The sequence below is a fragment of the Caulobacter sp. FV2ye17ST genome (assembly GCF_058680955.1).
Window position 1 is genome coordinate 2075713 of sequence record NZ_CM178727.1, and the last position, 25939, is coordinate 2101651.

Here is a 25939-nt window from a genome sequence, read left to right on the forward strand (position 1 = left end):
GGTCTCGGATACCGACTGATTGAGCTGTGGCGCAAAGTTGCAGCCTGCCGCGCCAAACTTGCGGGGCCTCATGCTCAAGTTTCGGATGCGCTGCGGCTCGCCGGGATGGGCATTCCACAATCGCTTCCTAATCTTCCCGTCCGTCAAAGGCGAGCCGTGGCTCGGTCTCTCGCCGAGGCGCTCGGTGCCTTTCAGCACTGATTATCGACAGGCCTGGATCAGGATCGCGTCTCGGCTGCAGCCGTTTATTCACGCCAATCGCGGTGTGGCGGGCGGCCTTTAAGCCGCCGATCCTGTCGCTTAAAATATATCCCATCGTATATCAGAATATATCTCATCCCATATAACCAACTTTTGGTAAGAAATCAGCATTCGTAATCAAACTTGCTAGAATTCAGAAACTGACCGATCGTTGACCTCAGACTCACGTCGCCAAGCGTGATTGTCGGAGGTGATCCATGTCTCCTTGATCAACAAGACCTCAAAAGGCCCGTCTTGCCGGACGAGCCCTTTAGGCAGTGAAAGGCGGAGAGTCGGTAAATTCGACGCACCAACTCTCTCCCGACAATTTGTTTCTGTCAACCAGCGGCGAAACGCCGAGTGCCTTGTTGCGCTTGTGTGCTCGCCGTCAACGCGAAGTCTTCAGAGATCGCGAGAGAGAACCTATGCCTGCAAGAAAAACACAATGCGCGCCGAAGGGCGAGGGGGGGCTTCGCATCGAGTTTGTCTGGGCGACGGATCCTGCCATCGACCCAAGAAATGGCCGACTGGAGCATCCCCTGGTCATTTGCGCCTTAGACGCCGAGGGAGCGATCAACGTTCGGCTGGCCTTTGAAGCGGACTTCCTCCAGTCGGGCAGGGCGCGATGATGCCTTCGCCCCCATCAAGCGGCCCGCTTACGCAATTGCCTGACGAGCGGATCGACGAATTGGGCCGTCGCCTGAAGGCTGCGCGCGCGCTCAAGAACATGCCGAACCGTTCTCGGTACGACGTAGAACTGGCGGCGGAAGAGGCCGGCGTTCACGCCTCCACGCTCTACCGCGACATCGGGCGCCTCCAAGGAAGAGGGACGATCGAGGACATCTCGCCTCACGGTAAAGGGTGGCCGGAAGGTCGGTCGAAGCTGCATCCTCGCCAAGACGAATTGATCGACGAGCTTCTACGGAGGGACTACCTAACCCAGGCCAAGCCTTCGCTGATGTCCGTCTGGGAGAAGATCGGAGATGCTTGCGAGGCCGAAGGTCTGTCTCAGCCTACTCGAGCGGCCGTCATCAGGCGGCGAAATCGAATATCCAAGCGTGAAATCGCCGCAAAGCGGGAAGGGGCAAAGTCTGCCGAGAAGCACACGCCCAGGCCTGGCCACTATGAAGTAAAGCGCCCCTGGGACGTTTGGCAGATCGACCACACCCTTGCCGACGTGATCATCATCGATCGAGAGGGACGGCCGATCGGACGCCCTTGGCTGACGGTCGTGATCGACGTCTGCACCCGTATGATCGCCGGCTTCTACGTGGGGCTGGAACCGCCTTCCGCTATAAGGGTCGCGACCACCCTGGATCTCGCGGTGGCGCCCAAGGGGCCTTGGCTGAGCAGGCAGGGCTACAACTACGACTACCCCATCGAAGGGCTGATGAAGCTCTTGCACAGCGACCGCGCCAAGGAGTTCTCGTCGCCAATCCTGGTGCGCGCGTTGAAGAACCAAGGGGTCGAGACTTTCCTTCGGCCACCAGGAAGGACCCGGTTCGGCGGGCATATCGAACGCCTCATCGGCACCTTGATGGGAACCTGCAGGCTACTGCCAGGCGCGACGCACCGCAGCCCAACGGCGCGCGGCGACTATGACAGCAAAGCGTCCGCGCGGCTCACGCTCGATCAGCTTCAAGACTACTTCGCGCATCAGATCCTGGGCATCTATCATCATCGCGTGCACAGCGCACTTGGGGTTTCGCCCATCGACGCCTGGCGCGCGGCGACGGCGGGCCAGGCGCCGGAGCACCCCGAGGATCCGGACGCTTTTCGCCTCGACTTACTCCCGGAACTGCCGCGCACGATCGGGCGACAAGGTATCCAGGCCTTCAACGAGCTCTACTATTGTCAGGAAATCTGCGAGGCTTTCATCTCTGGGACGCGCGAGATCAAGGCCAAGTACGACCCGCGCGACCTTTCCCATCTCTATGTCCAAGTCAGAGGGCGCGGCTATGTCACGGTCCCGCTGAGCCGTTTTCGCGAGGGGCCAACCTTGACGCTGTGGCTGTATAAAGCCTCGCGCCGCATGGTGGGGGAGGTGGACAAAGCCCGCCCTCATAGGGAGACCCTTCATCGCGCCGCCGCGCAGGTCGAGCAGATCATCCAGGATGCTGCGGGGCGATCGACCCAGGCCGCGCGTCAGCTTGAACGGCTAGACAGAGCACGAGCTGCCGCGGGGCATTGGGTAGGGCGCGCTACGCCGGTTCAGCCGGACCATGACGATGATTGGGGCGGCGCCTTTGGGGGAGGGGGGTGATGGCACCTCGATCCTCCGATGAAGGTCCTTTCGGACACTTGCATCCCGACATTGCGTACTTGGCGACCGCCGACCACGCTATTCGCAAGGCCGCGATCCTCACGGACTGCTGGGTCAACTACCCAGCCGCAGAAGATGCAATCGAGCGGATGTTCGAGGTGCTTGAAATGCCGCCGCGCCTGCGAATGCCGTCGGTGTTGTTCTGGGCGGCCCCGAACATGGGCAAGAGTTACATACAGGTCCATTTCCTAAGCTTAGTTCGCGCTCGGCATCCGGCAGCAAACGAGCCGACGGAGAAGGACAAACTTTGGCGGGCAGAAGGCGTGCTCCGGTTTGAAGTCAATGATGAGCTAACTGAGAAGCGCCTCTACATCGACATTCTGAGGAGACTGAATGCACCTCGACCAATGGAGGCCACTACATATCGACTTCAGGATATGGTTATTACCCAACTCACTGCAAATCGTGTCAGGATGATCATCCTCGACGAAATTCAGCGCATCACTGAGTTTCGTGCCCGCGATCAACGCATTGTTCTCAACGCACTCAAGTACTTATCCAATCAGCTGTCGATAAGTATCGTCGGTTTTGGCTCGGGCGAAGCCAAGGCGCTGATCAAATCGGATCCACATCTCGAAGAGCGGTTTGAAATCGTTGCGCTGCCGGCTTGGGCGAAAAGAGAAAAGTGGGTCGTTGACGCTGTCCGCGAACGCCTTCGCTCTATCCCCCTGAGAAAACCGACTTTGGTCGATAGACCTCTAATGGAGGCGCTGTTTCTTCATTCTGGATCGATCGTGGGTCGTCTGTTCAGCCTCATAGAGCGAGCAGCGATCGTCGCATTGAACAACGAGGAGTGCTTGGCCGCTCAACTGATCGAGGAGGTTGCGCTTCGTCGTCGACGCGAAGTCCATGACTAGAGAGAGCGCCGAAAGCATCGACCTGACAGTCCTAGCGCCACCAATCCAGCCTGACGAGGCGCTCTCATCTTGGCTTGTTCGGATCGCCGATGCGCATCTAATTACAGTCAGGGAGATGGAGCAAATACTTGGTGGAGTGGTTACAGGCCCAGATCGAGGAGATTTGACGCTCCTGCCGCGCATTGCAGCCATGACGCGGCAGCGGGAAGAGATTCTAGCGCAAGCACCGCTCTCCGACCTGATTGCTCACCCCATCCCGCCAAGTGACTACCCGCCACGCCCAGGCTTCAACGCGCCATATTGCTGGGCGGTTTGCCAAAACTGTCTGGAGAAGGATGGGGCGAGGGGAGTGCCGCCATATATCCGGCGATCCTGGACACATCCGCTAGCAGTCGTTTGCGTTGAGCACGCCACAAGGCTGATCTCACACCGTCACTCTACAATCAAGATAGCAAGTAATCTCACTTTGTACGGCGACGAAGCCGGCGGCGAAGACATGCGCGGCTCAGTTTTTGGAGATGTTGATTTCGACAATATAAATATGCTCATACGCGTTCAAAGAGCTCTCGATGGAGCCGGCGATGCAGAAACCTTGGTGGAACTGATCAAGCTACGTCGCGCAGTGAGCGATTTGATCGACGCGTTGGCCACAAGAATGCGCCCGCCGCGGAACAAAGCACTAATTTCGATATTCGAGTGGACGCTGCTAGGCAGCAAGGTGTTGCAGGGTTCGCGGGATATTCCGACAGGTTGGTGGGAAGATCTGGGCGCAAACATGCGCCTTTTCTACACGCGTGTTGCCCTTCGCATTTTCGCTGAACCAGTCGACCCACTGGAGGACGACAGAAAATTTCCAGCACAGACGTGGCCTTACGCTTGGTATCGCTACAGCAAGGTCGAGGGCTGGCAAAGCGTGTTTACACACGCAATTCGAGACCCCTTGTTCTTGCTGCCTATGGAACTGCCCAGACTGAGCCTGGTCGATCTTGACGAGCGGTCTAGGGCTTGGCCGACCGACCTCAGAAGGCGGTGGACTTACGCCGTCGCGGTCGGAGCTATTGGGGGCTTTGTGTTCTGAGACTCTCGCAGAGAGGCTGATGCAAACTCCATTTTCGCCGACGGCGTGTCAGTCGCAAAAATGGAGTCAGCCAGTCGCACGGTTGGAGTCAGAAATCCGCAGAAACGCGGACCGTCGTGGCAACTCGTAACGGCACAGCTGCGATTCGCAGGAATAGGAGTCAGTGACAGATTGGGAAAACCGACAGGCGCACCGATCAATCTTTATCGTCTAAGATATATTATCAGCAAAATGTACCTTCTACGCTGAACGCCCGTGCCGAACTGTCGGCAACGGTCCAGGCTTCCCGTGCTGTCGAATCCAAGCTCGGCCGCCGGTTCTCGTCCTCCAGCACCTTCAGCTTCTGGGCCTCAGACACGCTCATGTCGCAGAGCTTGACCCCGCAACCATAGATCGCGCCATCAGAAACACCTAGCTCATCGGCATTCGCCCAAGCCTCGTTCTCCCGCAGGACTCGATGATCTGCTCACCCGCAGATCTTGATCGCTTCAGGCCCGTCCTCTCAAGTGTCAGACCCCAGTTCCGCGCTGGACGACAGATCGCCTGCGGCCGAAAGCCGAGGGGCTCCTGCGAGACCCAGGTTTGCGACAGCCCCCTCCCCGCATCGAAGCCTTCGCGCAGGAGCACGGGCTCACCGCCCATCAGGCCGCCCCGCGCCGAAGCAAGGGACGGCCTGGAGCTGGACGTGTCCTAGAAGTCGAACCGCAGGCCGACGCGGAAGGTGCGACCCATGGTGTCGTAGAGGTTCCGGTTGGTCTGCGGGTAGCCCACGGTGTTCTCTGCGCCGAGGTTGTTCGGGTTGGCGACGAGGACGGGGTCGTCGTTGAGCAGGTTTTTGATCGACAGGAAGCCTTCGCCCGCCACCTCGGCCACCTTGAACTTGTAGGTCGTGGAGAGGTCGAAGTAGATCGCGCCGTCAATGCTGTTGTCGTTGATCGTGTAGTACGGCGCGACGCTGGCCGGGCAAGCGGTCTGGCATTCGGTGTAGGCGTTGCTGACCACACCGTCGCTGACGCCGCGGGCCGTCAGATTGAACGCCCAATCATCCAGATTGTAGTTGGCCGTCAGACGATAGACCCAGTCGGGGGTGCTGCCTGTGTTGGCGCCGGCCAGATCGATGTGGGTGACGCCGTCATCGGTGACGTTCTCGATATAGTGGGTGAACATGCCGCGCAGGGCCAGCTCGCCCGCGCCCCAGGACACCAGGTCGCTCATGCTGGTGCGGTACGAAACTTCGACGTCCAGGCCCTTGGCGGTCATCTTGTTGAGGTTGGCGTAGTAGAGATCGATCGTGTTGAGCACGCCGCCAACAAACTTCAAGTTGCTGCAGTAGGACGTGACTTTCTGGATGTAGCAGTAGTCCGTTACCTGCTGAGCAGTGACGAAGCTGATGACCCCTTTTACAGAGATGTCGTAGTAGTCGATCGAGGCCTGGACACCCGGCAGGAAGCGCGGCGACACGACCAAGCCGACACCAAAGCCGTCGGCGACTTCCGGCTTGGCGTCAGGATTACCCTGCAGGTTCTGGACGAAGGCGGTCGAGACGCCGTTGATATTGACCGAGTTGCTGCGCGCCGTGCCGGCGTCATAGAGCTCGCTCATATTGGCAGCTCGAATGTCGCGCGAGGCCGAGCCCCGAAGCTTTATGTCGGCGATCGGCGAATAGGTCACGCCGGCCTTCCAGGTCTTCACCGTGCCCGAGGTGCTGTAGTCGGTGATACGGAAGGCGCCGTTGAAGTCCGCTCCCTTGAACAGCGGCACCACGGCTTCGGCATAGGCCTCGGCCACGTTGTACTTGCCGCTGGTGGCGCGGAAGTTGCCGTATTTCCAACCGCTGCTCTGATACTGGGCCTCGACGAAGCCGCTCATCTTCTCCTTGCGGTATTCCGCGCCGGTCGCCAGCGAGATGGGGCCAGCCCAACCCTGGATGTCGTTGGTGCGGAAGTTGAAGGCCGCGACGTCCTGGGTGAATTCCTGGTCTCGGTAGGGCGTCCCCAGCACATAGGCCAGGGCCTCCTTGCTAGCCACGCCTTGACCAAAGCGGTTCAGCGGCACGCAGCCATTGGTCGGATCCGTGATCGTTGAGCGGCAGACGATCTTGCCGTTGCTGAGCACGGCGTCGGTGGCCAGGGCCAGGCGCGCATTGTTCCAGGTCGGAGTCAGCTGCTCGTGGGTCGTGGTCTTGCCGTGCTGGTAGTAGGTGTCCCAGTCGACGCCCAGGCCGAAGGCCTCGAAGTCGCCCTTGCCGCCCACGACATAGCGCTCGGTCTCGCGCGTCATGGCGCTGCCCGAGGCCGGCATGTCGATATTGCCGGTGCCCATGGTGAACGAGGTCAGGCCCAGGGCCGTCATCTGGCTCTTCACCGCGGTCGGCAGGAAGGCGTTGTCGGCCCGGATGACGATGCCGGTCTGGGTGGGCGAGATATAGTAGCTCAGCCCCTCGTACTTCGCGTAGGACGCCTGGCCATAGACCTCGATATTGGGCGTCAGCTCGTAGCTGACGCGACCGAAATAGCTGCTGCGATCCTCGTCCGGGATCAGGGTGTTGGTGCCCTCAATGCCTGAGGACGAATAGTCCCAGTCGCCGCCGACCATCCATTGGCCCGACACGGCGCCATAGGCCAGTTGATTGACCGAGCTGTTGACCCCGAAATAGGCGCCTTTCAAGGGGCCTGACGTGATCAGGCCGCCGGGCGTGTAGGTCGAGATGCCCACGTGGTTGGTGGTGATGTAGTAGGGCGCAGTCGCCGACGTGTTAGGATTGCGGATCGCGAAATAACCGGTCCGGTTCCAGTCGCGGTCGATTGTGTGGACGCCTTCCTGGTGGAACCACTCGGCGCTGGCCAGCACATGGCCCTTGCCGCCGGCGAAACCGCCGCCGCCCGTGAGGTTGTACTTCCAGTTCTCTCCGTCGCCGTAGGTGGTCTCGCCGTATTCCGCAGACGACTTGATGCCGGTGTAATCCTTGTCGAGGATGAAGTTGACCACGCCGCCGATAGCGTCCGAGCCGTAGGCCGAAGAGGCGCCGCCCGTCACCACTTCAACACGCGAGATCAGCGACTGCGGAAAGGTGTTGGTGTCGACCTGCCCCGTGGACGCCGAGACCACCGAGCGCTGGCCGTCAAACAGCACCAGGGTCCGCCCCGTACCGAGCGAGCGCAGGTTCAGAGCGCTGATGCCCGCAGCGCCGTTGCTGAGCGCGCCGGAGGAGTTGGCGGCCGTCGAGCTGCCGGCGACGGACGGCATGGTATTGACGAAGTCGGCGATATTGGCCGGCGCGGACGCCTTGATTTCTTCCAGTCCCAGGACGTTGACGGGCGTCGGCGCGTCGAACCCGTCGCGCGCCACGCGCGACCCGGTGACGATGACGGCCTCAACGACCTCGGCGGCAGGAGCGGCCGTTTCCGTAGCGGCCAGTTGCGCGAAAGCCGCGTGTCCCGACGCCAGCAGCGCAGCGGCGCTAGTGGTCGCCAACGCATAGCGCCGAGCGCTGAACATTGGCGATTTACTGTTACAGAGCTTCATTATGTCCCCCTTGAAAGTTTGATAGGCAATAAGCGCGATCACCATCAGAGCAAAAATGATGAGATCAGAGGCAAACAAGACATGACTGTGCGATGCGCGCCGAGTTACGGGCGCGCGAAAGCTTTCTTTGAATTTGAAATCAGCTCGACGGGTCCGCTTCAGACCATATCAATTGAACCCGCAGACGCGGCCACACACCCCACACGCCACGACGTTTAGCCGCCGTGGCAGTTTTCTGCTTGTCTCCACCCCGTGAACCGCCCATTGAGAGCGGCGTAATACAATTTCACACCCAACTTATACGACGATGGGAGGCGCCGAACTTGATAGACCAATCGCGATGCAAGTCGCGACCATCATCAAATTATCAAAACTCGAGTATATTACTTTCCTAAAGTAGGCTTTCAGCGTCAGAAGTGTATTTCTGCTACTGATTTATGCACGGAGTTGGGAATTCAATGTCGAAATCCGATCACCTGGACCTCGATAGCGTCGATTATCAGATCTTGAAGGAGCTTTCCGACGACGGCCGGGCGTCGGACGTCTGGCTAGGCGAACAAATCAACCTTTCCAGCACAGCCGTGGCGCGGCGCCGCAAAAGCCTGGAAGAACGTCAGGCGGTGTTGAGCTACTCCGCCAATCTCAACCTGCCGATGCTTGGCTATAGCGTGGTGGTTTTCGTCGCGATTGAATTGAGCTCCCAGGCCGAACGAGCGCTCAATGAGTTCGAGCGTGAAGTCGTCAAATGCCCGTCGGTTTCCTATTGCGGATTCGTTTCCGGAGACACCGACTTCCTGATCATGCTCAACGTCGAGTCTTTCGAAGACTACGATCGTGTTTATCGTCGGGAGCTATCGACCTTGCCGCATGTGGCGAAAATCCGCAGCAGCTTCGTGATGCGCGAAGTCGCGCGACGCGGCACGCCACCGATCGTCTTCCAGGAAAAGGCCATGGCGCGACCGAACGAGCCGTCCCCTGCCCTTCCCCCTGGAGGCAGTTCGGGGAGGCGCTAAGCCCTCCACCGAACGCCTCCAGCGGCCATCCGTCCAATACCTATTTCGCAAGTCCATTAGGATAGTTGACGCCCAGTTGCTCCAGATAGGTGCCGTACTTGCTGGAGTCGTAGTAGAACGGCTCCATCTTGGGGCGCATCTTGAACATGATGTCTTCGTTCAGCCAGATCGCCGGCTTGTCGTCCTTGGTGAGAACCGGATCGTACTTGGTGTCCTTCAGCTGGACGTTCTGGAAGTAGGCCTTGGCGTCAGCGACCAGCTTCGGCGTCGTCATCAGATCCAGCACGGTCAGGGCCACGGCCTTGGCGCCCACCTCGGCGCCCTTGTGGGCGATCGGCGTCGCCATCGCCATGGCCGAGGTCACATTGTGGCCGATCGCGCCGGGGATGTTCGAAGGGTAGCGGATGGTGATCGTCGGCACCGTCCACATCACGTCGCCGATGTCGTCCGAGCCGCCGCCCATCGAGACGCCGCGGCTGTCCGGCGTCGACAGCGGCGCGACCTCGGAAGCCAGCGGCTGCAACTTGAACTTCTGCGCGACCTGCACCGACTTGACGAACGCCTGATCGTCGGCAGTCCACTTCGGCATGCCGACGGCCTTGATGTTGGCGTAGGCGGCCTCGGCCAGCGGCTTGTTGCTGTAGTTGGGCGCGGCGTAGCCCAGCACGCGATGCTCGACCGTGGTGCCCGTGGCGGTGGCCGCCGCCTGCGAGATGGTATTGCCCAACTCGTAGAGCTTGCGGATCGAGTCGAATGTGTTCTCCCGGAAGTAGTACCAGACCGAGGCGACCCCGGGGACGATGTTGGGCTGGCCGCCGCCATTGGTGATCACGTAGTGCGAACGCTGGGTTAGCGGCAGGTGCTCACGGCGCATGTTCCAGGCCATGCCCATCACCTCGACGCCGTCGAGGGCCGAGAGGCCATCCCAGGGCTGGCCAGCCGCATGAGCCGTCTTTCCGTGGAAGGTGTATTCCACCGAGACCATGCCGTTGTTGCCGCCCGGCCCCCAGCCGGTGGAAAAGTCCTTGCTGACGTGGGCGAAGATCGAGGCGTCGACGCCGTCGAACACGCCTGCGCGCACATAGTAGGCCTTGGCGGCCAGGAGTTCCTCGGCAACGCCGGGCCACAGCATCAGCCGGCCCGGAATATTGTTCTTCTCCATGACGTCCTTGGCCGCCAGCGCCGCGACGATCATCATGGGCATGCCCGAATTGTGGCCCTCGCCGTGGCCCGGAGCGCCTTCGACCATGGGCTTGATCTCGGCGACGCCGGGGTATTGGGACAGGCCCAGAAGATTGTCGATGTCGCTGCCCAGCGCCACCAGCGGCCCGCCCGTCCCCCAGGTGGCCGTCCAGGCCGTGGGGATACCCGCGACACCACGCGTGATCTTGAAGCCGTTTTTCTCAAGGATGCCCGTCAGGTATTCAGAAGTGCGGAACTCCTGGAAGCCTGGCTCGGCATAGCTGAACACCTGGTCGATCATCTGCTGGTTCAGCTTGGCCCGCGCATCGACGCCCGCGGTCGCAGCGGCCTTCATGGCCGGCGTGGTCTCGGCGTGCGCCAGAGTCGCCGGCGCCGCCATGGCGCCCGCCAGCAGCACGGCGGTCAGTGTCTTGGCCTTCGTGATCTTCTTCATTCCAGTCCCCACTATTGTGACACTCGATGACCTCCCGCTCCTCTGAAGCGGAAGCGCCCGTGCGTCTCCCCGACTCCACACCTGGAGCCAATGCCAACCCCCGGGGCCGATCTCGGCCGGTCCCTGTCTCCGCAAACCCCACCATGAACCGCGCCGAGCCGTGAAGCGAAGGATTTTACCGTCGATTTCCGGCGCAAAAGCGGTGTATGTTGATGAAAGTCTGCGCATGATGATCATGTTGATCGTGATATTCATTGGCTGGAATTGATATTGCGCGCGAAACCGTCATGTCGCGCCAAGTGAGCGATCTCGAAGCGATTTCTTAAAATCGCGGCGTCTGACTGCTGCTTTGATGATCTGATCGGCGCTTGGCGCGATCCTTCCGCGCATGCGTCAAGGACGCCGCTGGAACACAAGGGGTGCGGACCGTAGCCCGGACAACAGTCACGGCCCGCACCTTGAGCCCGTTGAGGGTAATTGCCGGCTAGAACTTCACGGCCAGCGAGACGCCATAGTTACGGCCCGGTTGGGTATAGGCGTCCTTGACCGTTGAGTTGTCGGCCAGCCCCCGCGCATCGCTCCACCAGGCATAAGTCTCGTCGGTCAGGTTGAAGACCCCACCTCGTACGGTGACCGCCTCGGTGAGGTTCCAATAAGCGGTGACGTCGTAGACGGTGAACGCCGCCGGCATCCAGCAATAGTCCGACGCGGTGACGGTCGTGCCCGTCGTCGAGCATTTGACACCCGCGCGCCCGGCGGACTGGCGCTCCGAATGGACGGCGCTGAGCTGACCGCCAAACCGGCCATTGGGATCGCGATAGGCCAGGCCCGCCGTCAGCTTGACCGGATCGATCGAGGCCAGAGGCGTCTTGACCCCGGCGCTTTCCGAATGGCCCCGGGCGTACGAGGCCGCGCCCCGCGCGGTGAAGCCCCCGCCGAGGGTGACGTCGAGGGTGGCTTCGGCGCCGGCGATCTCGGCGTGCGCCAGGTTCACATACTGGTAGACGGCCGGGTTGGTCGGGGTGAAGGCGCCGCGCACCTGAACCTGCTCGATGAAGTCGTCGTACTCGCCGGTGAAGCCGGTGGCGCTGATCCGCCAGGTCGGGCCGTGCACCCGGATACCGGCCTCGAAGGTCTGGCTGGTCTCGGGTTTCAGGTCGGGGTTGGAGATCGACATGTAGTTCGAAACCAGGTTGGCGAAGCCGTTATTGACCTGCGAGGGCGCCGGGGCCTTGAAGCCTGAGGCGGCGTTGGCGAACAGGGTGACCAGGTCGGTCGCTTTCCACACCACGCCCAGCTTGGGCGTCAGGTGGGAATCACTCTGGCTTGCCGGGACGTTGGCGGTGAACAGGGCGTCGCGCTTGGGTTCCAGCTTGAAATAGTCGAGGCGGACGGCCGGATAGAAGGTCACCTGACCGACAGCGATCTCGTCCTGCAGATAGGCGCCGGCAAGGGTATAGTCGGTGGTTGGAAAGGCGCGGTTGGGGAAGACTTCACCGGCTGGCGGGACCGTGCCGTCACGTACGCCCTCCTGACGGGTGATCGAGGCGTCCCCGCCCCAGACCAGCCTGTGGACGAGGCCGCCCAGCGTGGCCTGGCTGTTCAACTCGAGGGCAGCGCCGAACACCCGATTGTCGAACGTCGCGTCGCGGGTGCGGTCGACGGCGGTGTTGCGGTCCTCGGCCGAGAACTGCCGTGTCTCGCTATCCTGGTAGTAAACGGTGGTTGTCGCCGAGCGGATCAGGCCGCCGCCACCGCTGAAGCGGTGATCAAGGGTGAGGCGATCGCGGCGCATCTTGTCGAAGGCGGTCAGACCCAGAACGCTGGTCGAGGCCAGGGGCGGCTTGGCGATGGCGCTGAGGACAATCCACTCTGTCCCGCTGTCGAGGTGATCGTAGGTCAGGCGGATGCGGTTCTGGTCATTCCAGTGAAACACCGCTCGCCCGAGCACAGCGTTGGAATGGTTGTCCTCGGGGTTGGCGGTCGTGCGGTCAGTGTTGGCCGCGTTGTTGGTTCCCGCAGTATCCTGCCCCTCCCCGTCTCGGCGGGTATAGGCCAGCAGGCCTTCCCAGCGACCTTGCCGACCGGCGGCCAGCAGGCTGCCGGTCGTGCTTTCGTCAGCCGAGGCGTAGCCGGCGCGGGCCCGCAGGCTGAAGGCCTGGCCGTCCTTCAGCAGGTCGGACGGATCCTTGGTGAAGAAGCTGACCGAACCGGCCAGGCCATCGCTGCCATAGAGGGCCGAAGCCGGACCACGCACGATCTCAACTGACTTCAGCAGGTCCAGGTCGACATAGTCACCGCGCCCCATGTTCTGGGCTCCGAAGGCGTAGCCGTCGGGCACGCGCACGCCGTCGACCAAGATTAGCACCCTGTTGCCTTCCAGGCCACGGATGTTGAAGCCGGCATTGCCGTCGCGCCCGGTCGAGGAGCTGGCGGCGGTGAACCGGGCCGGCGCGCGGCGCACCGAGACGCCAGGCTCGAAGCGCACGAGGTCCTTGATGTCCTTGACTAGGCCGTCCTCGATGTCCTGGCTGGAGATCACGCTGGCCGTGGCCGGGACATCGTCCAGCCTTTTCTCTGACCGGGTCGCGGTGACGGTGACCTTGTCGACCTCCGTCGCTCCGCTCGTGGGCAGCTCGTCCGCAAATCCGGCGCCGGCCTGGAACAGAGCGGCGGCCGAGGCGACGGCGAAAAAGGCGAGTTTGGATCGAGACATCGGTCCCCCTACAGGCAATCAAAATGCGAACCGTTCGCATCTTTGGCGGCTGAGCTACGGACATCCTCGATGTGGGTCAAGTAGATTGAGATTGATTCTCATAATCGTTCGCAATAGAGAGCGCGGCGACGCTTCTGCACCGATCCGGAGACCGCCATGCGCCGCCCCCTCCTCTCCACCGCCCTTTCAGCCGCTCTCACCCTGGCCCTGACCGGCGCCGCCCACGCCCATTCGCCCTACCTGCTCCCCAGCGCCTTCGACGTTACCGACCGCAAGCTGGTGACGGTGCAGGGCGCATTCACCGAGAACTTCTTCAGCCCCGAGGTGGTGATGAAGTCCGACGCCTGGGCCGTCATCGGCCCCGACGGCGTCCGCAGGTCGCTGACCGCGACCAATCTGCGCGAACTGGCGCTGGTCGAGGTTTCGACCGAGCAGCCCGGCACCTATCGCATCACCAGCGGCCAGCGCACGGGTCGCACCGCCAAGGCCGTGCTGGTCAAAGGCGAGTGGGAATTCATCGAGGACCCCACCAAGGCCCCGGCTGGAACGACGCCGGTCGACATGCAGAGCCTGACCCTGGCCGATGTCTATGTGACGCGCGGGGCGCCCAGCGCAGCCGCCTTAACCCCGGTCGGCAAGGGCCTGGAGTTCGTGGCCGTGACCCATCCCAGCAGCGTGTTCACCGGCCAGGACGCCCAGTTCGAGGTCCTGTTCGATGGCAAGCCCGTGAAGGGCCAGACCGTCACCCTGCATGCCGGCGACGACCGCTACGCTGAAACCAAGACCCCGCCGGTCGATGTGGTCAGCGATGACCAGGGCCGCTTCTCGGTCAAGGTCGAGCGCTCGGGCGTCTACCAGATTCAGGCTCGCTACCGCGTCGCCCCCACCGCCGCCGACCCGGTCGGGCGCTCCTACACCTACGCCCTCACCTTCGAATCCCTACACTAAGGACCTGTCTGATGAAGACCAAGATCGCCCTCCTCGCCGCCGCCGCCCTCTGCGTCGCCACGCCCGCCTTCGCCGCCTCTCATGCCCGCGACACCTTCATCAAGGAGCAGGACCTGAATGGCGACGGCGCGGTCAGCAAGGAAGAGTTCAAGGCCGGCCGCGAAAAGCAGTTCGCCGGCATCGACGCCGACAGGTCCGGCGCCGTGTCGCATGGCGAATATGTTGGCGAGTTCACCGCCCGCCTGACCAAGCGCATGGCCGGCTCGACCGAGACGGCCGAGAAGAAGGAAGAGGAGCGCGTGCGCCAGCTGCGTCAGGCCGACGTGCGCTTTGGCGTGCTCGACACTGACAAGAGTGGCGGCATCACGCTGGCCGAGTTCGAATATTCCGGCTGGCGGATGTTCGTGACCCACGACACCAACAAGGACGGTGCGGTCTCGGCCGCCGACCCGGTGACCGAAGACCAAGTCTGACTTCAAGCTCACCCCATCCAATGCGGGCCGTCCAAGGCGAGACAATCGCGCAGATTTGCGCGGTGGAACGCCGACAGTGGCAAACCCCAAAAACTCGACCTAAGCCGGCTATATCGTGCCGAACAACTGCGTTGGGCGGCCTGTGGGGTCGAACGAGTGGCTCGGAGATCGAACCGACGCCATTTCGGCCGCTCTACATTGAACCTTCGAGGCGGCGCCCAACGTTCCCTGAGCTTCAGCGGAGGAATTCCGCCACGCCGCCTCGCATTTCGGCGTTATCGGAGTCGACAATGGCAGTTTAGCCGCTAAGCAGTGCCGCATCAGTCGCGCGTGGGGCGCAGGCGGCTGGGCTCCGACAGCGTTCGCGCGGTCAGTCGCCTCAGCAATGATGGGACTCTCTTCCGCGTGACCCGCTATCGTCCGCGCGCGTCTAGCCGCGCCAGAACCGGGCTGGGCCAGAGCCTATGCTTCCGGAGTGTTAGCGGCCCGTCGATGGGCCGAGGCTAGGCCATGGACCGTGACCTGCCCGACAGCTTGATGGCGTTCGCCCAGTCCCCGCAACGCTTCCTGCTGGATCTGGCGCTCTCTGGTTCGACGCCGTGGTTTCGGATGAACGACGAGACATTCCTCGTGCTGTCCGACCCCGCATCGATCCACGCGGTCATGAACGGCAAGCTGGATGATTTCGAAAAGGGGGCGACGGTTGAGATACCGCGCGCTTCCTGGCGTGACGGCATCATCACGGTCGAAGGCGAAGGATGGGTCGAGCAACACGCCATGTTCGCCCCCTTGTTCACGCGTCGTCGCGTCCGCCAGCTGGAGCCGCTGATCTGCGACCGTGTGAGTCGCCTCATGGAAACCTGGTCCGCCCTGCAGCCGGGCGAGCCCGTTGACCTGCTCGCGGCGGCCAGCCGCCTCGCCTTCGACATCGTCGCCATCGGCCTGCTCGGCATCACTGACACCGCCTTGGCCGATGACCTTTTCCGCACCCTGGGTGATCTCGAGCGCGTAGAGACCGTCCGGATCACCTATCTGGTGAAGCGGATGCGCGCGAGCATACCCGCCAGCGGCTTCCAGCGCAGCGCCCACACGGAGCTCCTCGAGCATATGGATCGCCTGGCGGCCGCGGTCGCCGACGAGCGGCTGGCTCGCACCTCCACCTCGGATGACCTCCTCGGGGGCCTGATGGAGACGCAAACCTTTCAAGCCTATAGCGCTGAGCGCAAGCGCGCCTTCCTGGCCGATCAGGTCGTCACCCTGCTGGCCGCCGGCTTCGTCACGACCGGCGAAAGCATATTCTGGGGCCTCTATCTGCTGGCGAAGCACCCCCAGGCCCAGGCGCGCGCCCGCGCGGAGGTCCTCGCCGAGACCAACGCCGCAGGCGGGACCCCACCGATGGACGCCCCTCCCTTTGTCGCCGCAGCCTTGAACGAGAGCCAGCGCCTCTATCCGCCGGTCTGGTTCATGGGTCGGGTGGCCCGCCGGGATGTCGTTGTCGGCGAAACAGAGATCGCCGCCGGTACGCGCGTCATCTGCAGTCCCTACGTCTTGCACCGCATGCCGACGCTTTGGCCTGAAAGCGACCAGTACCGGCCGGAGCGCTTCCTGCCGGGCGCCGAGCGACCCATCGTCCCGCGCTCGCTGATAGCTTTCGGCACCGGCATGCGAACCTGCCTGGGACGCGGATTGGCCCTGATGGAGATGAGCGCCATCACCTGCATGACCCTGGCGCGATTTGAACTCGAGCTGGTGTCCGATGCGCCGATAGCGATGTCCGCCGCCTACACCATGCAGCCGCGCGACAGGGTCCTCTTCCGCCTCAACCCGCGGGCTCAAGCATGAGATCGCAACTGTCGGCCACCGACCTGGAGCCCGCCTGCCAGACACAGTGGACCGCCTACGCTGAGGATCCTGGTCCGCTGGTCTTTCTGCTCGGCTGCCAGCGGTCCGGCACGACATGGCTGCATCTGCAATTGGCGCGCAGCGGCGCCTTTCGTTACCTGAGCGCCTATGATGTCTTCGCGGACGCACGGGAGACGCTCGTCCAAGATCATCTGATGGATCGCAAGACCGCAGCGAAGGCGGCCTTCGAGGCCATGCTGGCGGGCGCCGCCGGCGATCGCGGAATTGACGCCATTCCCGCGCAGGCCGACACGCCGGAGGAATACGGCCTGGTGATCGGCGACGGCCAGCTTCGCTACGACCAGCCTGACACCACGCCCGACAGCCTGCATCGCCTTCGCGAGATCTGTGCGAAAAAGGCGCTCATCGACGGTCGCGATCGGCCGCTCCTGCTGAAATCACCGCCCGACTATCCTGGGGCCCTTCCGCTTCTCGCCTCCACCTGGCCGCAGGCGCGCTTCATTGCAATCCAGCGACATCCGCTGGCGACCCTGCAGTCACAGGTCAATGCCTGGCGGCATCTGGTGCTGCGACCAAACCCCTACCTGCTTCTTCTCGAACGCGGCTATCGTGACCTTTTCGATGATCCGAAACGGCGGATGGGCCAGGGACTTTTCCTGCACTCGGCGGCAGGTGTGGCGTGGCTGGCGGACAGCATTCTGCGCGCGCATCTCGGCTTCGTCGCATGGCTCGAGACCCATCCAGGCGCGAACATTCTGACGCTGCGCTACGAGGACATGTGCGCTGACCAAGTCGCCGCCTTTGAACGCATGGGGCGCTTCCTCGATATGGAGCTGACGCCCCCGACCGCCGCTCCGACTCCGCGCGAAACTAGGCTGACACCGGAAGTCCTGGAGGCTTACGAGGCGCGTCGCGAAGCCTTCTCCCCCTTTCTCAAGCGGTTCGGATATGGCGTGGGCCTCACGGGAGCCGACGCGCCTTCGCGGCATGAGCCAGCCCCGCCCGAAGCATCAAACCTTCAACCTCAAGGCGACGCATTAGCATGAGCGACCAAGTTATCGAGCCGTTGACCCATACGCGGCTGGTGGCCGCCCCGCCGGAGCAACGCGCCCGTCTGGTGGAGGAATTCCTGCTGGCGACCATCGGGTCGCTACAGGCCGATCCCGTGAAATCCATCGACGCCTCGGTTCGTCTCGGCGATCTTGCGATCGACTCCCTCCAGATCGTTGAACTGAAGTTTGAGCTCGATCAGGTCCTGGGTGTGGAGGCCGACATCGAACTGATCATCGACAACCCTACAGTCCGCGAGCTGGCCGCCAATAGCGTCCGCAGCGTCGGTCTCTGACCGGTAGCTCGCTCGTGCCGAACCTCGCCTTCTTCGGCTTTCCCGTGCGCGGCCACACCGCGCCGAGCCTGCCTATTGTCGCGGAGCTCACACGCCGCGGCGCGCGGGTCGACTACTACTCGCTGCCGGCGTTCAGGCCCCTGGTGGAGAGCGCGGGCGCGCGGTTCGTCGCCTATTCCGGCGGGTGCGAAGCCCTTCTGACCACCCCGGTTGACTCAAGCGAGCACCTGGCGCGCAACCTGACCGCCGCCGACATGCTGATACCGCTGCTCCTCGCCGAAATGGAGCCGCCGCCCGATCTGGTGCTGTTCGACGCTTCGGCCTTTTGGGGCGGCATTATCGCCCGCCGGCTTGGGCTTCCGTGCGTCTGCTCCATCACGACGTTCGCCTTCAACCGCCAGATGCTCAGAATGCTCGGCGCGCCGCCGCCAGCCGCCTGGTCGCAACCGGCCTTCGAGCGCTTGAACCTCGCTTATGGGGCCAACATGCAAGATCATTTCGATGTGATGGCGCCCGAAGCTGACCTCAAGGTCGTCTACACCAGCCAGGCCTTCCAGCCTGCCGGCCGGTTCCTTGACGAAAGCCACCTGTTCGTTGGCCCGCTGGTAGATGGTCGTCCTCGCGACGGAACCCGCGCCCAGCCGATCGGACAGCGACCTCTGGCCTATGTGTCGCTGGGCACGCTTTTCAATCAAGACCACGCCCTGCTGTTGCGGATCAGCCAGGTGCTGGCTGAAACGGGCTGGCAGGTGATCGTCTCGCTGGGCGACGCCGCCGCCGCGCCTTCCTCCTGGCCCGAGCACGTCCAGGCCTATCCGTTCGTCGACCAGATCGGCGTGCTGGCGCAAGCTCAGCTCTTCGTGACCCATGGGGGCATGAACAGCGTGTCGGAAGCTCTTTCCCACGCGGTCCCGATGATCGTCGTGCCACAGGCGGTGGACCAGCATCTCGTCGCCAGGCAGGCCGCCAACCTGGGCGCGGCCGTGGTCATCGAGCCAAGCGCGGTGTCGACCGAGAGCCTGTCGGCGGCGCTGGCGACAATCGAATCCAACCGCACAACCTTCGCGGCCGCCGCGAGCCGTCTCCAGCGCAGCTTCACCGAGAGCACGACTGTCGCCAACGTCGTCGACAGGATGCTCGCTCTGGCAGGCCAGCGCCGTGGTTGAGCAGTCCGTCCCCTCTCCCACGCAAGTCCGCGAGGCGGGAACGTTCAGCGACCTGATCGACGCCGCGCGGTTACGGCAGCGTGGCGCCACGAGCGCGGCAACCCCACGCTTCATCCTTGAAGGCGCCCAGTCGATGGCCTCGCACCTAGCTCTGTCCGAGGAGGACTTGCAGGCGAGCCTCGCCCCCTTGGCCTTCTGGCAACTGCATATGCCGGCGACGATCGGGGCCAGCACATGGGATTTCGCCGCCGTTCGTGAACGTCTGCCGCACGCCTACGCCCAAGTGCGCGCGGCGCTCGAACCCTTGGAATCGCGCCCGCAACTAGTGAGCACGGTCTTCCACATGGCCGCTTTTCCCCTCGTCTGCTCGTTGATCGGCGCGGCCTGGCGCGACATTCACGATGGCCCGCTGCACGCCCTGATGGCGGCGCGAAACATGGGTTGGCTGCGTCTGGGCGGCAACCGCTGGGTCCTGGACTCCGTGGAGGTGATCAGCACCGATCCCGCCGGCCTGCGCCAGCTCGCGAGGGGGTTGAAGGACGGCTCGATCAGGCGGTTGCTGATCCTGCCCGACGGCCCCCACCGACCCGGAACCCCCGGGGTCCGCGCGCTCGACGGCGTGAGCGCGGGTCTCGGCGTCAAGACGACCCTGATGTCGAGGATCCACGGCATGGGGATCCCGATCGCGCCTTTCATCCATGAATGGGAAGACGGCGCCCTTCGGGTGACGCCGCGCCCCGTCCTGGATCGCACGACCCATGACGAAGCCCAGGTCATGGGGATCATGGCCGGTCACATCGAAGACCTTCTGCGACGTCGGCCGGAGCAGTGGTTGAACTGGAATGCCGCGAGGCTGCGCACTTGAAGGATAGCGAGGCCCCGATGTCGAAGACCTGTCTCCTCAGCCATGCGCAACTGCCTGATGATCTGAAGGACCCGGCGGCCGGCGTGATCGCCGACCGCCCAGCGCGCATCCTGCTGACGGGCGCGACCGGCTATCTGGGCGCATACCTGTTGGCGGCCCTGCTGGAGCGCTCGGACGCCACCTTGGTGTGCCTGGTGCGCGCGACCGATGCGGCGGCGGGTCTCGCACGCATAAAGGCCAACCTGGCCCGCTATGAACTGCAAGCAGACCTCAGCCGGGTGGAAGTGGTGGCGGGCGCGCTCGACCAGCCCCGTCTTGGCGTGGAGGAGGCCGTGTGGACAAAGCTGGCCGCTGACATCGACGCCATTGTCGACGCGGCCGCCAACGTGAACTTCATCGCGCCGCTGGATCGGCTCCTACCCATTAATGTTGGGGGGCCACTGAACCTGTTGCGCCTTGCGGCCGCGACCCGTCCGAAACCGGTGCACCTCTCATCCTCGTACTCGGTCTTCAACGAGGCATCTTACAAGGGCGTTACTCACGTCGCCGAAGACGCCCTCATCGGTGAGGGGCAAGGCTTCAATGGCGGCTATCCAGCGTCGAAGTGGATCGCAGAGCGCATCGGCGACGCCGCCCGCGCCCGAGGATGGAACGTCACCATCCATCGGCTTGGATATTTGTGGGGTGACACCCGGTCAGGGCAAAGCAAACCCGACGACGTGGTGACGTTGAACGTGCGAGCCTGCCTGGCGATGGGCAAGGCGCAGGACGTCGACTTCCTGATGCACATCACGCCCATCGACTTCGCCGCAGCGGCGATGGCGCAGGTCGCCCTGGCGTCGGCCAATGCGAACCGCCACTACCATATCATCACCGAAGCCCCGATCACCTGGCGAGAGCTCGTCCAAGGCATCCAGGGGAACGGCCACGCGATGGAGTTCATGCCATTCGCGGCCTGGCATGGAGCGCTTCGCGGCGTGCTGGCGGCCCATCGGGAGTTCTTGCCGCTCGTGCTGGCCTCTGCCCTCGACCCGGACCGGAGCGAGAAGCCAAACATCCAGGCCATGCAGTTCGACGCGTCGCATCTGCGCAGCGTCCTTGCGGAGGTGGGGCTGACCTGCCCCCCGCTCGATCAGCGACTGATAGGCATCTATGTCGACGCGATGGTCCGGCAAAATGCGCCCAGGCCCTGACGCCAACGCAAACACGTTCTGGACACCCGCGAAGGTTCAATCCGAACAGATCTTTTGGGACCAGTGCGCGTCAGAAGCCGACCTTGGCGCCGCTTCACGGTCAGAACCTTGAAACCAAGCGACACCCAGGGATTGTAGCTGGCTACGCGGGTGGCGTCGGCGCCGGCCCCGACCGGAATACCGGCCTTCAGCATCTTGCCGACCGGCGGCGTCATCTCCGCCGCCTTGGCCCCATAGCGCTCAGTGAAGTACTCGCCCTGGAAGGCCATGCGATGCTGCACGGCGATGCCGCCGCCCAAGGCCGCGATGCGGTCGATGTTGCGGTCACTGATCGTTTCGGCGTGGTCGAAGAACCAGTGCAGCCCATCGAACGGCACATCCCGATTGACCTTCTCAAACACAGCCAGCGCCCGGTCGATGGTCTGGTCGTAGGTGGCGTGCAACCGCCAGGGCCAGCGCTGCTCGGCCAGCAGCCGGATCACCGGTTCGAGATCGGTCTCCATGTTGGCCGGCATCTCGGGCCGCTCGACACGGAAGTCCTCGAAGTCGGCGGCGCTGTAGACCAGCATCTCGCCCGCGCCGTTGTGGCGATAGGTGTCGTCGCCCTGCCCCGGCCTGACCTGTTTGGACCACGACTGGAAGTCGGACAGCTCGGCCTTGGGCTTCTGGGTGAACAGGTTGTAGCTGATGCGCAGGGTCAGTTGATCGTCGGCGTGCAGCTTCTCGACGATCGCGTAGTCGTCAGGATAGTTCTGGAACCCGCCGCCGGCGTCGATCACCCCGGTCACGCCCAGCCGGTTCATCTCGCGCATGAAGTGACGGGTCGAGTTCAGCTGATATTCGGGCGGCAGCTTGGGGCCCTTGGCCAGAGTGGCGTAGAGGATCGTGGCGTCGGCTGGGCCAGCAGCAGGCCCGTGGGCTCGCCGGACGCGTCGCGCTGGATTTCCCCGCCCGGCGGGTTGGGCGTGTCCTTGGTATAGCCGACCGCGCGGCGAGCGGCGCGATTGAGCAGGGCGCGGTCGTAGATGTGCAGGATGAACACCGGCGTTTCCGGCGCGGCGGCGTTGATCTCGTCCAGGGTCGGCAGGCGCTTTTCAACGAACTGGTGCTCGGTGAAGCCTCCCACGACCCGCATCCACTGCGGCGGCGGCGTGTTCTGGGCCTGCGTCTTCAGCATGGCCATGGCGTCGGCCAGGGTCGGCATGCCGTCCCAGCGCAGCTCCATGTTGTAGTTCAGCCCGCCGCGGATGATGTGCATGTGACTGTCGATGAGCCCGGGGATCACGCGACGCCCTTTCAGGTCGATCATCGCCGGGTCGGAGCCCGCCTGGGCCCGCACCTCACTCTCAGACCCCACAGCCGCAAAGCGCCCGCTGCGGATCAGCACGGCGTCGGCGCGGGGATTGCCACGATCCAGGGTGGCGAACCTGCCGTTGACGAGCAGAAGATCCTTGGCGGTCATGGTGGCGCTCCAGGCTGAGGAAACGAGCGTACTGGCGAGTGCTGTCCCAACCACGGCGCGGCGGGTGGGACTCATGTTTCGGAGGGGGCCTCGTCAGGGGCCTGCGCATCCGCAGGACCCTTGGCCAGGGTCCTGCCCTCTGGCAGCTTGCCGAAGACAGGGTGGGCTTCCCCCAGATGCAGATGGGCGGCGATGGACCGGCCGGCGATCGCCTCCCGCGCCAGGGGCACCAGCTGTTCTCCGATCAGCATGCCCAGCAGACCGACCAGCGCGACGATGGGCGGCGCTGGAGATCGCACCTGCAAAAGGCCATAGATCGCACCAACCAGCAGCCCCACCGCCAGCGCGACAAGATACATCTTCATTCGACCGCTCCGAGTTTGGCTGGGCGCCGACGCGGCGCGCGACCAAGAGGTCGCGCGCCAGAGCCGCTAGTGACCGCCTTCGGAGGCGTTGAACATCGCGCGGGCATAGGTGATGCCCAGGCCATAGCCGCCCCCCAGTTTCTGGGCGATCCCGGTGGTCATGTCGTAGGTTTCGCTACGCGCCCAGTCTCTCTGCAGTTCCAGCAGATACTGGAGGGCCGTCATCGGTCGCGCGCCCGCCTGAATCATGCGCTGCACGGCGCTCTCATGGGCTTCCGGCGAGATATCGCCGCAGGCGTCAGCGATGAAATAGACCTCATAGCCTTGCTCCAGAGCCGACAGCGCCGGCCCGGCAATGCAGACACTGGTCCAGAGGCCAGCCAGTACGATCCGGTCCAGGCCCATACGGTTGACCGCTTCGATGACCGCGACGTCTTCCCAGCCGTTGATTGAGGTGCGGTCCAGCAAGGCCTGGCCCGGGAACGGCGCGGTGACTTCCGAGAACATCGGACCGGAAAAGCTCTTCTCGGCGACGGTCGTCAGGATGGTGGAAACCCCGAAACCCGCCGCGGCGCTCGCCACCAGAGCAGCGTTGTTGCGAAGGCTGACCGGATCGATCGACTTGGTTGCGAAAGCCATCTGGGACTGAAAGTCGATGAGGATCAGCGTGTGATCCTTGGGCGAAAGCAGCTGAGAGCCAGCTTTTGGGGTGGCCTTGATCGGCATCGACGGGTCCTTGGCAAGACGTGGGATTGCCGGGGAACATTGTCGCCCAAGCGCGCTCCGGTCTTGTCTCGGGGAGCGGTGTTTTGGCCTGGCCGACTTCAATCAGCACGCCCATCCAGGAGCGGTCAGCAAGAGCGTCTTGCCCCTGGTCGCTTGCGTCAGCGATGCGGAGGACCCAACGCGCGCGCCTTGGCCCCTCGCGGCGGAGCAGCGTGGAGCGCCGGGTGCATATTGGCCCGAGGGACGATCAGCGCACAGGCTCGACTTCCTTGGCTAGGCGCGCATTGAGCTTCTGCTCGAACCTATCGACATAGGCGCGGCAAGCGTGGGGATCGATGAAGGCTTTGAAGCCGCCGCCGGCGCGGTACGCGGCCATGCGCAGGTCGAGCCCCCCTTGGTCGGGGTGAGGCGTTAGCAGGATATCGCAGGGAAGCTGGCGAAGCCTGCCGAAGGTCTTTCGGTAGCTGGCGACCACGGGCGCATGGCTCGGATCGGTGAACCGATAGTCGTCCGTGCTCACCGGATTGAGGCTTGAAGCGAACACCACGCTGCGACAGTCGCGGCCCTGACAGGCCCGCCACGACCAGCTCATACTGCCGGCCGTATGACCGGCCGTGGCGTGCGCGGTGATCGTGGTTCTTCCCAGATTCACCGTCTGACCGTCGGTCAGGGTCTTGAGCCGGGTGACGGCCGGAAAGGTCTGCAGCCACCCTGACTGCGGATCGTTGGCGTCGACGCCGCCATGACGCAGCACCTCTGCGGCCTGGGGACTGGCCACCACGGTCGCACCGGTGTCTCGCGCCAGGGCGGCCAGCCCGCTGGCATGATCATAATGTGGCTCGGTGCTGAGAATCCAGCGCACGTCCTTGAGCTTGAAACCCAGCTTTTGGATGTTGGCCTCGATGCTGTCCACCGCTTGCGGCAGCGCCGCGTCGATCACGATCAGCCCTTCGCCGGTGTCTATGAGGCCCACGGTCATGCCCGAAAAGCCCACAAGATAGGTATTGCCGAACACACGCACCGGCGGCTGTTCCGCTAGCCAACGCTTGGCAAAGTCAGCGGCGACCGGCCTGCGCAGCGGGTCGGTCGGTTCGTGGGCCAAAGCGGGCAATCCCGAGAAAGCCAGGCCCAGCGCTAGAACTCGCTTCACCAACCGCTGCATGTCGTCGTCTCCCTGGATTTCAAGGCTGGGAAAATGCCGATCAGCGCCGCAGCCGACAAACCTTCTTCTCTCGACAGAGACCCCAATCCAATTCATGTCAGGGCATGGAACGCGCACAACTGCCGCTGAACGCCCTCCGCGCTTTCGACGCCTCGGCTCGCCACCTGAACTTCACCCGCGCGGCGGCCGAACTCTGCGTCAGTCAGGGCGCGGTCAGCCATCAGGTCGCGCGGCTTGAAGCCCGGCTGGACGTGAAACTGTTTCGTCGGTTGCCGCGCGGCCTGGCCCTGACAGACGAGGGTCTGGGTCTGGCGCCGGTGCTGTCGGAGCTGTTCGATCGAATGAGCGCGACGCTGGCGCGCTACCAGGGCGATGCCCAGGAAGTCCTGACCGTCGGCGTGGTCGGCGCCTTCGCCTCCGGGTGGCTGCTGCCACGCCTGGCCGCCTTCCGTGCGGACTGCCCGCAGATCGACCTGCGGCTCATGACCAATAACAACCGTGTCGATCTGGCCGGAGAGGGCCTGGACTTCGCCATCCGCTATGGCGACGGCGCCTGGCACGGGGTCGACGCCGAGGCGGTGATGGACGCCCCGCTTTCACCGGTATGTGCGCCGGCCCTGCAAACCCGCCTCGCCACCCCCGCCGATTTGACAGGCGAGACTCTGTTGCGGTCTTTTCGCGCCGATGAATGGCCCGCGTGGTTCCAAGCGGCCGGCGCGACTTGCCCGCCGCTACGCGGTCCGGTTTTTGACAGCTCCACCACGATGGCCGCCACGGCCAGCGCCGGACTCGGCGTCGCGCTGGTTCCCGTGGCCATGTTCGGCCGCGATCTGAACCTTGGCCATCTCGTGCGGCCGTTTGACATCGAGATTACGACCGGACGGTATTGGCTGACCCGCCTCAAGTCGCGCGAAGACAGTCCCGCCATGGCCCGTTTTCGGGGTTGGCTCCGGCGGGCCGCCGCCTGATCGAGATCCGCCCAT

Annotated in this window: 21 protein-coding genes and 2 pseudogenes; 14 read left to right on the forward strand and 9 right to left on the reverse strand. The window is 63.6% G+C overall.

All coding sequences use genetic code 11. The features are described from left to right. The first annotated feature begins 865 nt into the window (after positions 1-865). The 4 genes and pseudogenes from ACW17V_RS10050 (at position 866) to ACW17V_RS10065 (ending at position 4498) form a co-directional block, all read left to right on the forward strand. Positions 866-2503: a transposase gene (locus ACW17V_RS10050; RefSeq protein WP_492108670.1), complete on the forward strand. Its 1638-nt coding sequence runs from the start codon at positions 866-868 to the stop codon at positions 2501-2503. Next, positions 2503-3420, forward strand: a complete 918-nt coding sequence (locus ACW17V_RS10055) for a TniB family NTP-binding protein (RefSeq protein WP_492108671.1) — start codon at positions 2503-2505, stop codon at positions 3418-3420. Before ACW17V_RS10050 ends, ACW17V_RS10055 begins: the two co-directional genes overlap by 1 nt. Then, positions 3413-3781 (forward strand): annotated as a pseudogene (locus ACW17V_RS10060) (TniQ family protein); the annotation flags it as partial. The gene ACW17V_RS10055 and the pseudogene ACW17V_RS10060, both read left to right, overlap by 8 nt. Positions 3782-3886: 105 nt before the next feature. Continuing rightward, positions 3887-4498 (forward strand): hypothetical protein, encoded by a 612-nt coding sequence (locus ACW17V_RS10065; RefSeq protein ID WP_492108858.1) that lies wholly within the window; start codon positions 3887-3889, stop codon positions 4496-4498. A gap of 310 nt (positions 4499-4808) precedes the next feature. Here the strand turns inward: ACW17V_RS10065 and ACW17V_RS10070 are convergent. Together ACW17V_RS10070 and ACW17V_RS10075 are read right to left on the reverse strand one after the other, a co-directional pair. Continuing rightward, positions 4809-4990 (reverse strand): annotated as a pseudogene (locus ACW17V_RS10070) (IS3 family transposase); the annotation flags it as partial. 198 nt (positions 4991-5188) lie between these two features. Beyond that, positions 5189-7972: a TonB-dependent receptor plug domain-containing protein gene (locus tag ACW17V_RS10075; RefSeq protein WP_492108672.1), complete on the reverse strand. Its 2784-nt coding sequence runs from the start codon at positions 7970-7972 to the stop codon at positions 5189-5191. A 509-nt stretch (positions 7973-8481) separates the two neighbouring features. Between ACW17V_RS10075 and ACW17V_RS10080 the strand changes: the two genes are divergently transcribed. Then, a complete protein-coding gene (locus ACW17V_RS10080) occupies positions 8482-9036 on the forward strand; it encodes an Lrp/AsnC family transcriptional regulator (protein WP_492108673.1) in 555 nt (184 codons plus the stop codon). Between the two features lie 40 nt (positions 9037-9076). Here ACW17V_RS10080 and ACW17V_RS10085 read toward each other — a convergent pair whose 3' ends face one another. Together ACW17V_RS10085 and ACW17V_RS10090 are read right to left on the reverse strand one after the other, a co-directional pair. Next, positions 9077-10672, reverse strand: a complete 1596-nt coding sequence (locus ACW17V_RS10085) for an amidohydrolase (RefSeq protein ID WP_492108674.1) — start codon at positions 10670-10672, stop codon at positions 9077-9079. A 484-nt stretch (positions 10673-11156) separates the two neighbouring features. After that, complete coding sequence (locus ACW17V_RS10090; protein WP_492108675.1) at positions 11157-13388, reverse strand: TonB-dependent hemoglobin/transferrin/lactoferrin family receptor; 2232 nt, start codon at positions 13386-13388, stop codon at positions 11157-11159. A 156-nt stretch (positions 13389-13544) separates the two neighbouring features. Here ACW17V_RS10090 and ACW17V_RS10095 point away from each other — a divergent pair, with 156 nt between their 5' ends. The 8 genes from ACW17V_RS10095 (at position 13545) to ACW17V_RS10130 (ending at position 21241) form a co-directional block, all read left to right on the forward strand. Further along, complete coding sequence (locus ACW17V_RS10095) at positions 13545-14336, forward strand: DUF4198 domain-containing protein (RefSeq protein WP_492108676.1); 792 nt, start codon at positions 13545-13547, stop codon at positions 14334-14336. A gap of 11 nt (positions 14337-14347) precedes the next feature. Next, positions 14348-14809 (forward strand): EF-hand domain-containing protein, encoded by a 462-nt coding sequence (locus tag ACW17V_RS10100; RefSeq protein WP_492108677.1) that lies wholly within the window; start codon positions 14348-14350, stop codon positions 14807-14809. A gap of 510 nt (positions 14810-15319) precedes the next feature. Beyond that, positions 15320-16651: a cytochrome P450 gene (locus ACW17V_RS10105; protein WP_492108678.1), complete on the forward strand. Its 1332-nt coding sequence runs from the start codon at positions 15320-15322 to the stop codon at positions 16649-16651. Continuing rightward, complete coding sequence (locus ACW17V_RS10110) at positions 16648-17718, forward strand: sulfotransferase family protein (RefSeq protein WP_492108679.1); 1071 nt, start codon at positions 16648-16650, stop codon at positions 17716-17718. The genes ACW17V_RS10105 and ACW17V_RS10110 overlap by 4 nt, the downstream gene beginning before the upstream one ends. Further along, the gene (locus tag ACW17V_RS10115) at positions 17715-18017 is read left to right on the forward strand and encodes an acyl carrier protein (protein WP_492108680.1); all 303 of its coding nucleotides are present in this window, start codon (positions 17715-17717) and stop codon (positions 18015-18017) included. The genes ACW17V_RS10110 and ACW17V_RS10115 overlap by 4 nt, the downstream gene beginning before the upstream one ends. A gap of 14 nt (positions 18018-18031) precedes the next feature. Beyond that, positions 18032-19183, forward strand: coding sequence for a nucleotide disphospho-sugar-binding domain-containing protein (locus ACW17V_RS10120; RefSeq protein ID WP_492108681.1), 1152 nt, complete (start codon positions 18032-18034; stop codon positions 19181-19183). After that, positions 19176-20048 (forward strand): lysophospholipid acyltransferase family protein, encoded by an 873-nt coding sequence (locus tag ACW17V_RS10125; protein ID WP_492108682.1) that lies wholly within the window; start codon positions 19176-19178, stop codon positions 20046-20048. Before ACW17V_RS10120 ends, ACW17V_RS10125 begins: the two co-directional genes overlap by 8 nt. A 17-nt stretch (positions 20049-20065) precedes the next feature. Beyond that, a complete protein-coding gene (locus ACW17V_RS10130; protein WP_492108683.1) occupies positions 20066-21241 on the forward strand; it encodes an SDR family oxidoreductase in 1176 nt (391 codons plus the stop codon). On the opposite strand, the gene ACW17V_RS10135 is transcribed toward ACW17V_RS10130, so the two are convergent. From ACW17V_RS10135 to bla, 5 genes are all read right to left on the reverse strand, one after another. After that, entirely contained in the window at positions 21199-22125 is a 927-nt protein-coding gene (locus ACW17V_RS10135) for an amidohydrolase family protein (RefSeq protein ID WP_492108778.1), read from the reverse strand. The genes ACW17V_RS10130 and ACW17V_RS10135 overlap by 43 nt on opposite strands. Continuing rightward, a complete protein-coding gene (locus ACW17V_RS10140; RefSeq protein WP_492108684.1) occupies positions 22071-22703 on the reverse strand; it encodes an amidohydrolase family protein in 633 nt (210 codons plus the stop codon). Before ACW17V_RS10140 ends, ACW17V_RS10135 begins: the two co-directional genes overlap by 55 nt. 71 nt (positions 22704-22774) lie before the next feature. Then, the gene (locus ACW17V_RS10145) at positions 22775-23068 is read right to left on the reverse strand and encodes a DUF1427 family protein (RefSeq protein ID WP_492108685.1); all 294 of its coding nucleotides are present in this window, start codon (positions 23066-23068) and stop codon (positions 22775-22777) included. A 66-nt stretch (positions 23069-23134) separates the two neighbouring features. Continuing rightward, the gene (locus ACW17V_RS10150; protein WP_492108686.1) at positions 23135-23794 is read right to left on the reverse strand and encodes a hydrolase; all 660 of its coding nucleotides are present in this window, start codon (positions 23792-23794) and stop codon (positions 23135-23137) included. Positions 23795-24041: 247 nt separating this feature from the next. Then, positions 24042-24956, reverse strand: a complete 915-nt coding sequence (gene bla / locus ACW17V_RS10155; RefSeq protein WP_492108687.1) for a subclass B3 metallo-beta-lactamase — start codon at positions 24954-24956, stop codon at positions 24042-24044. Between the two features lie 104 nt (positions 24957-25060). On the opposite strand from bla, the gene ACW17V_RS10160 reads away from it, so the two are divergent. Continuing rightward, on the forward strand, positions 25061-25924 hold the full coding sequence (locus tag ACW17V_RS10160) for a LysR family transcriptional regulator (RefSeq protein WP_492108688.1): 864 nt from the start codon (positions 25061-25063) through the stop codon (positions 25922-25924). Positions 25925-25939 lie beyond the last annotated feature (15 nt).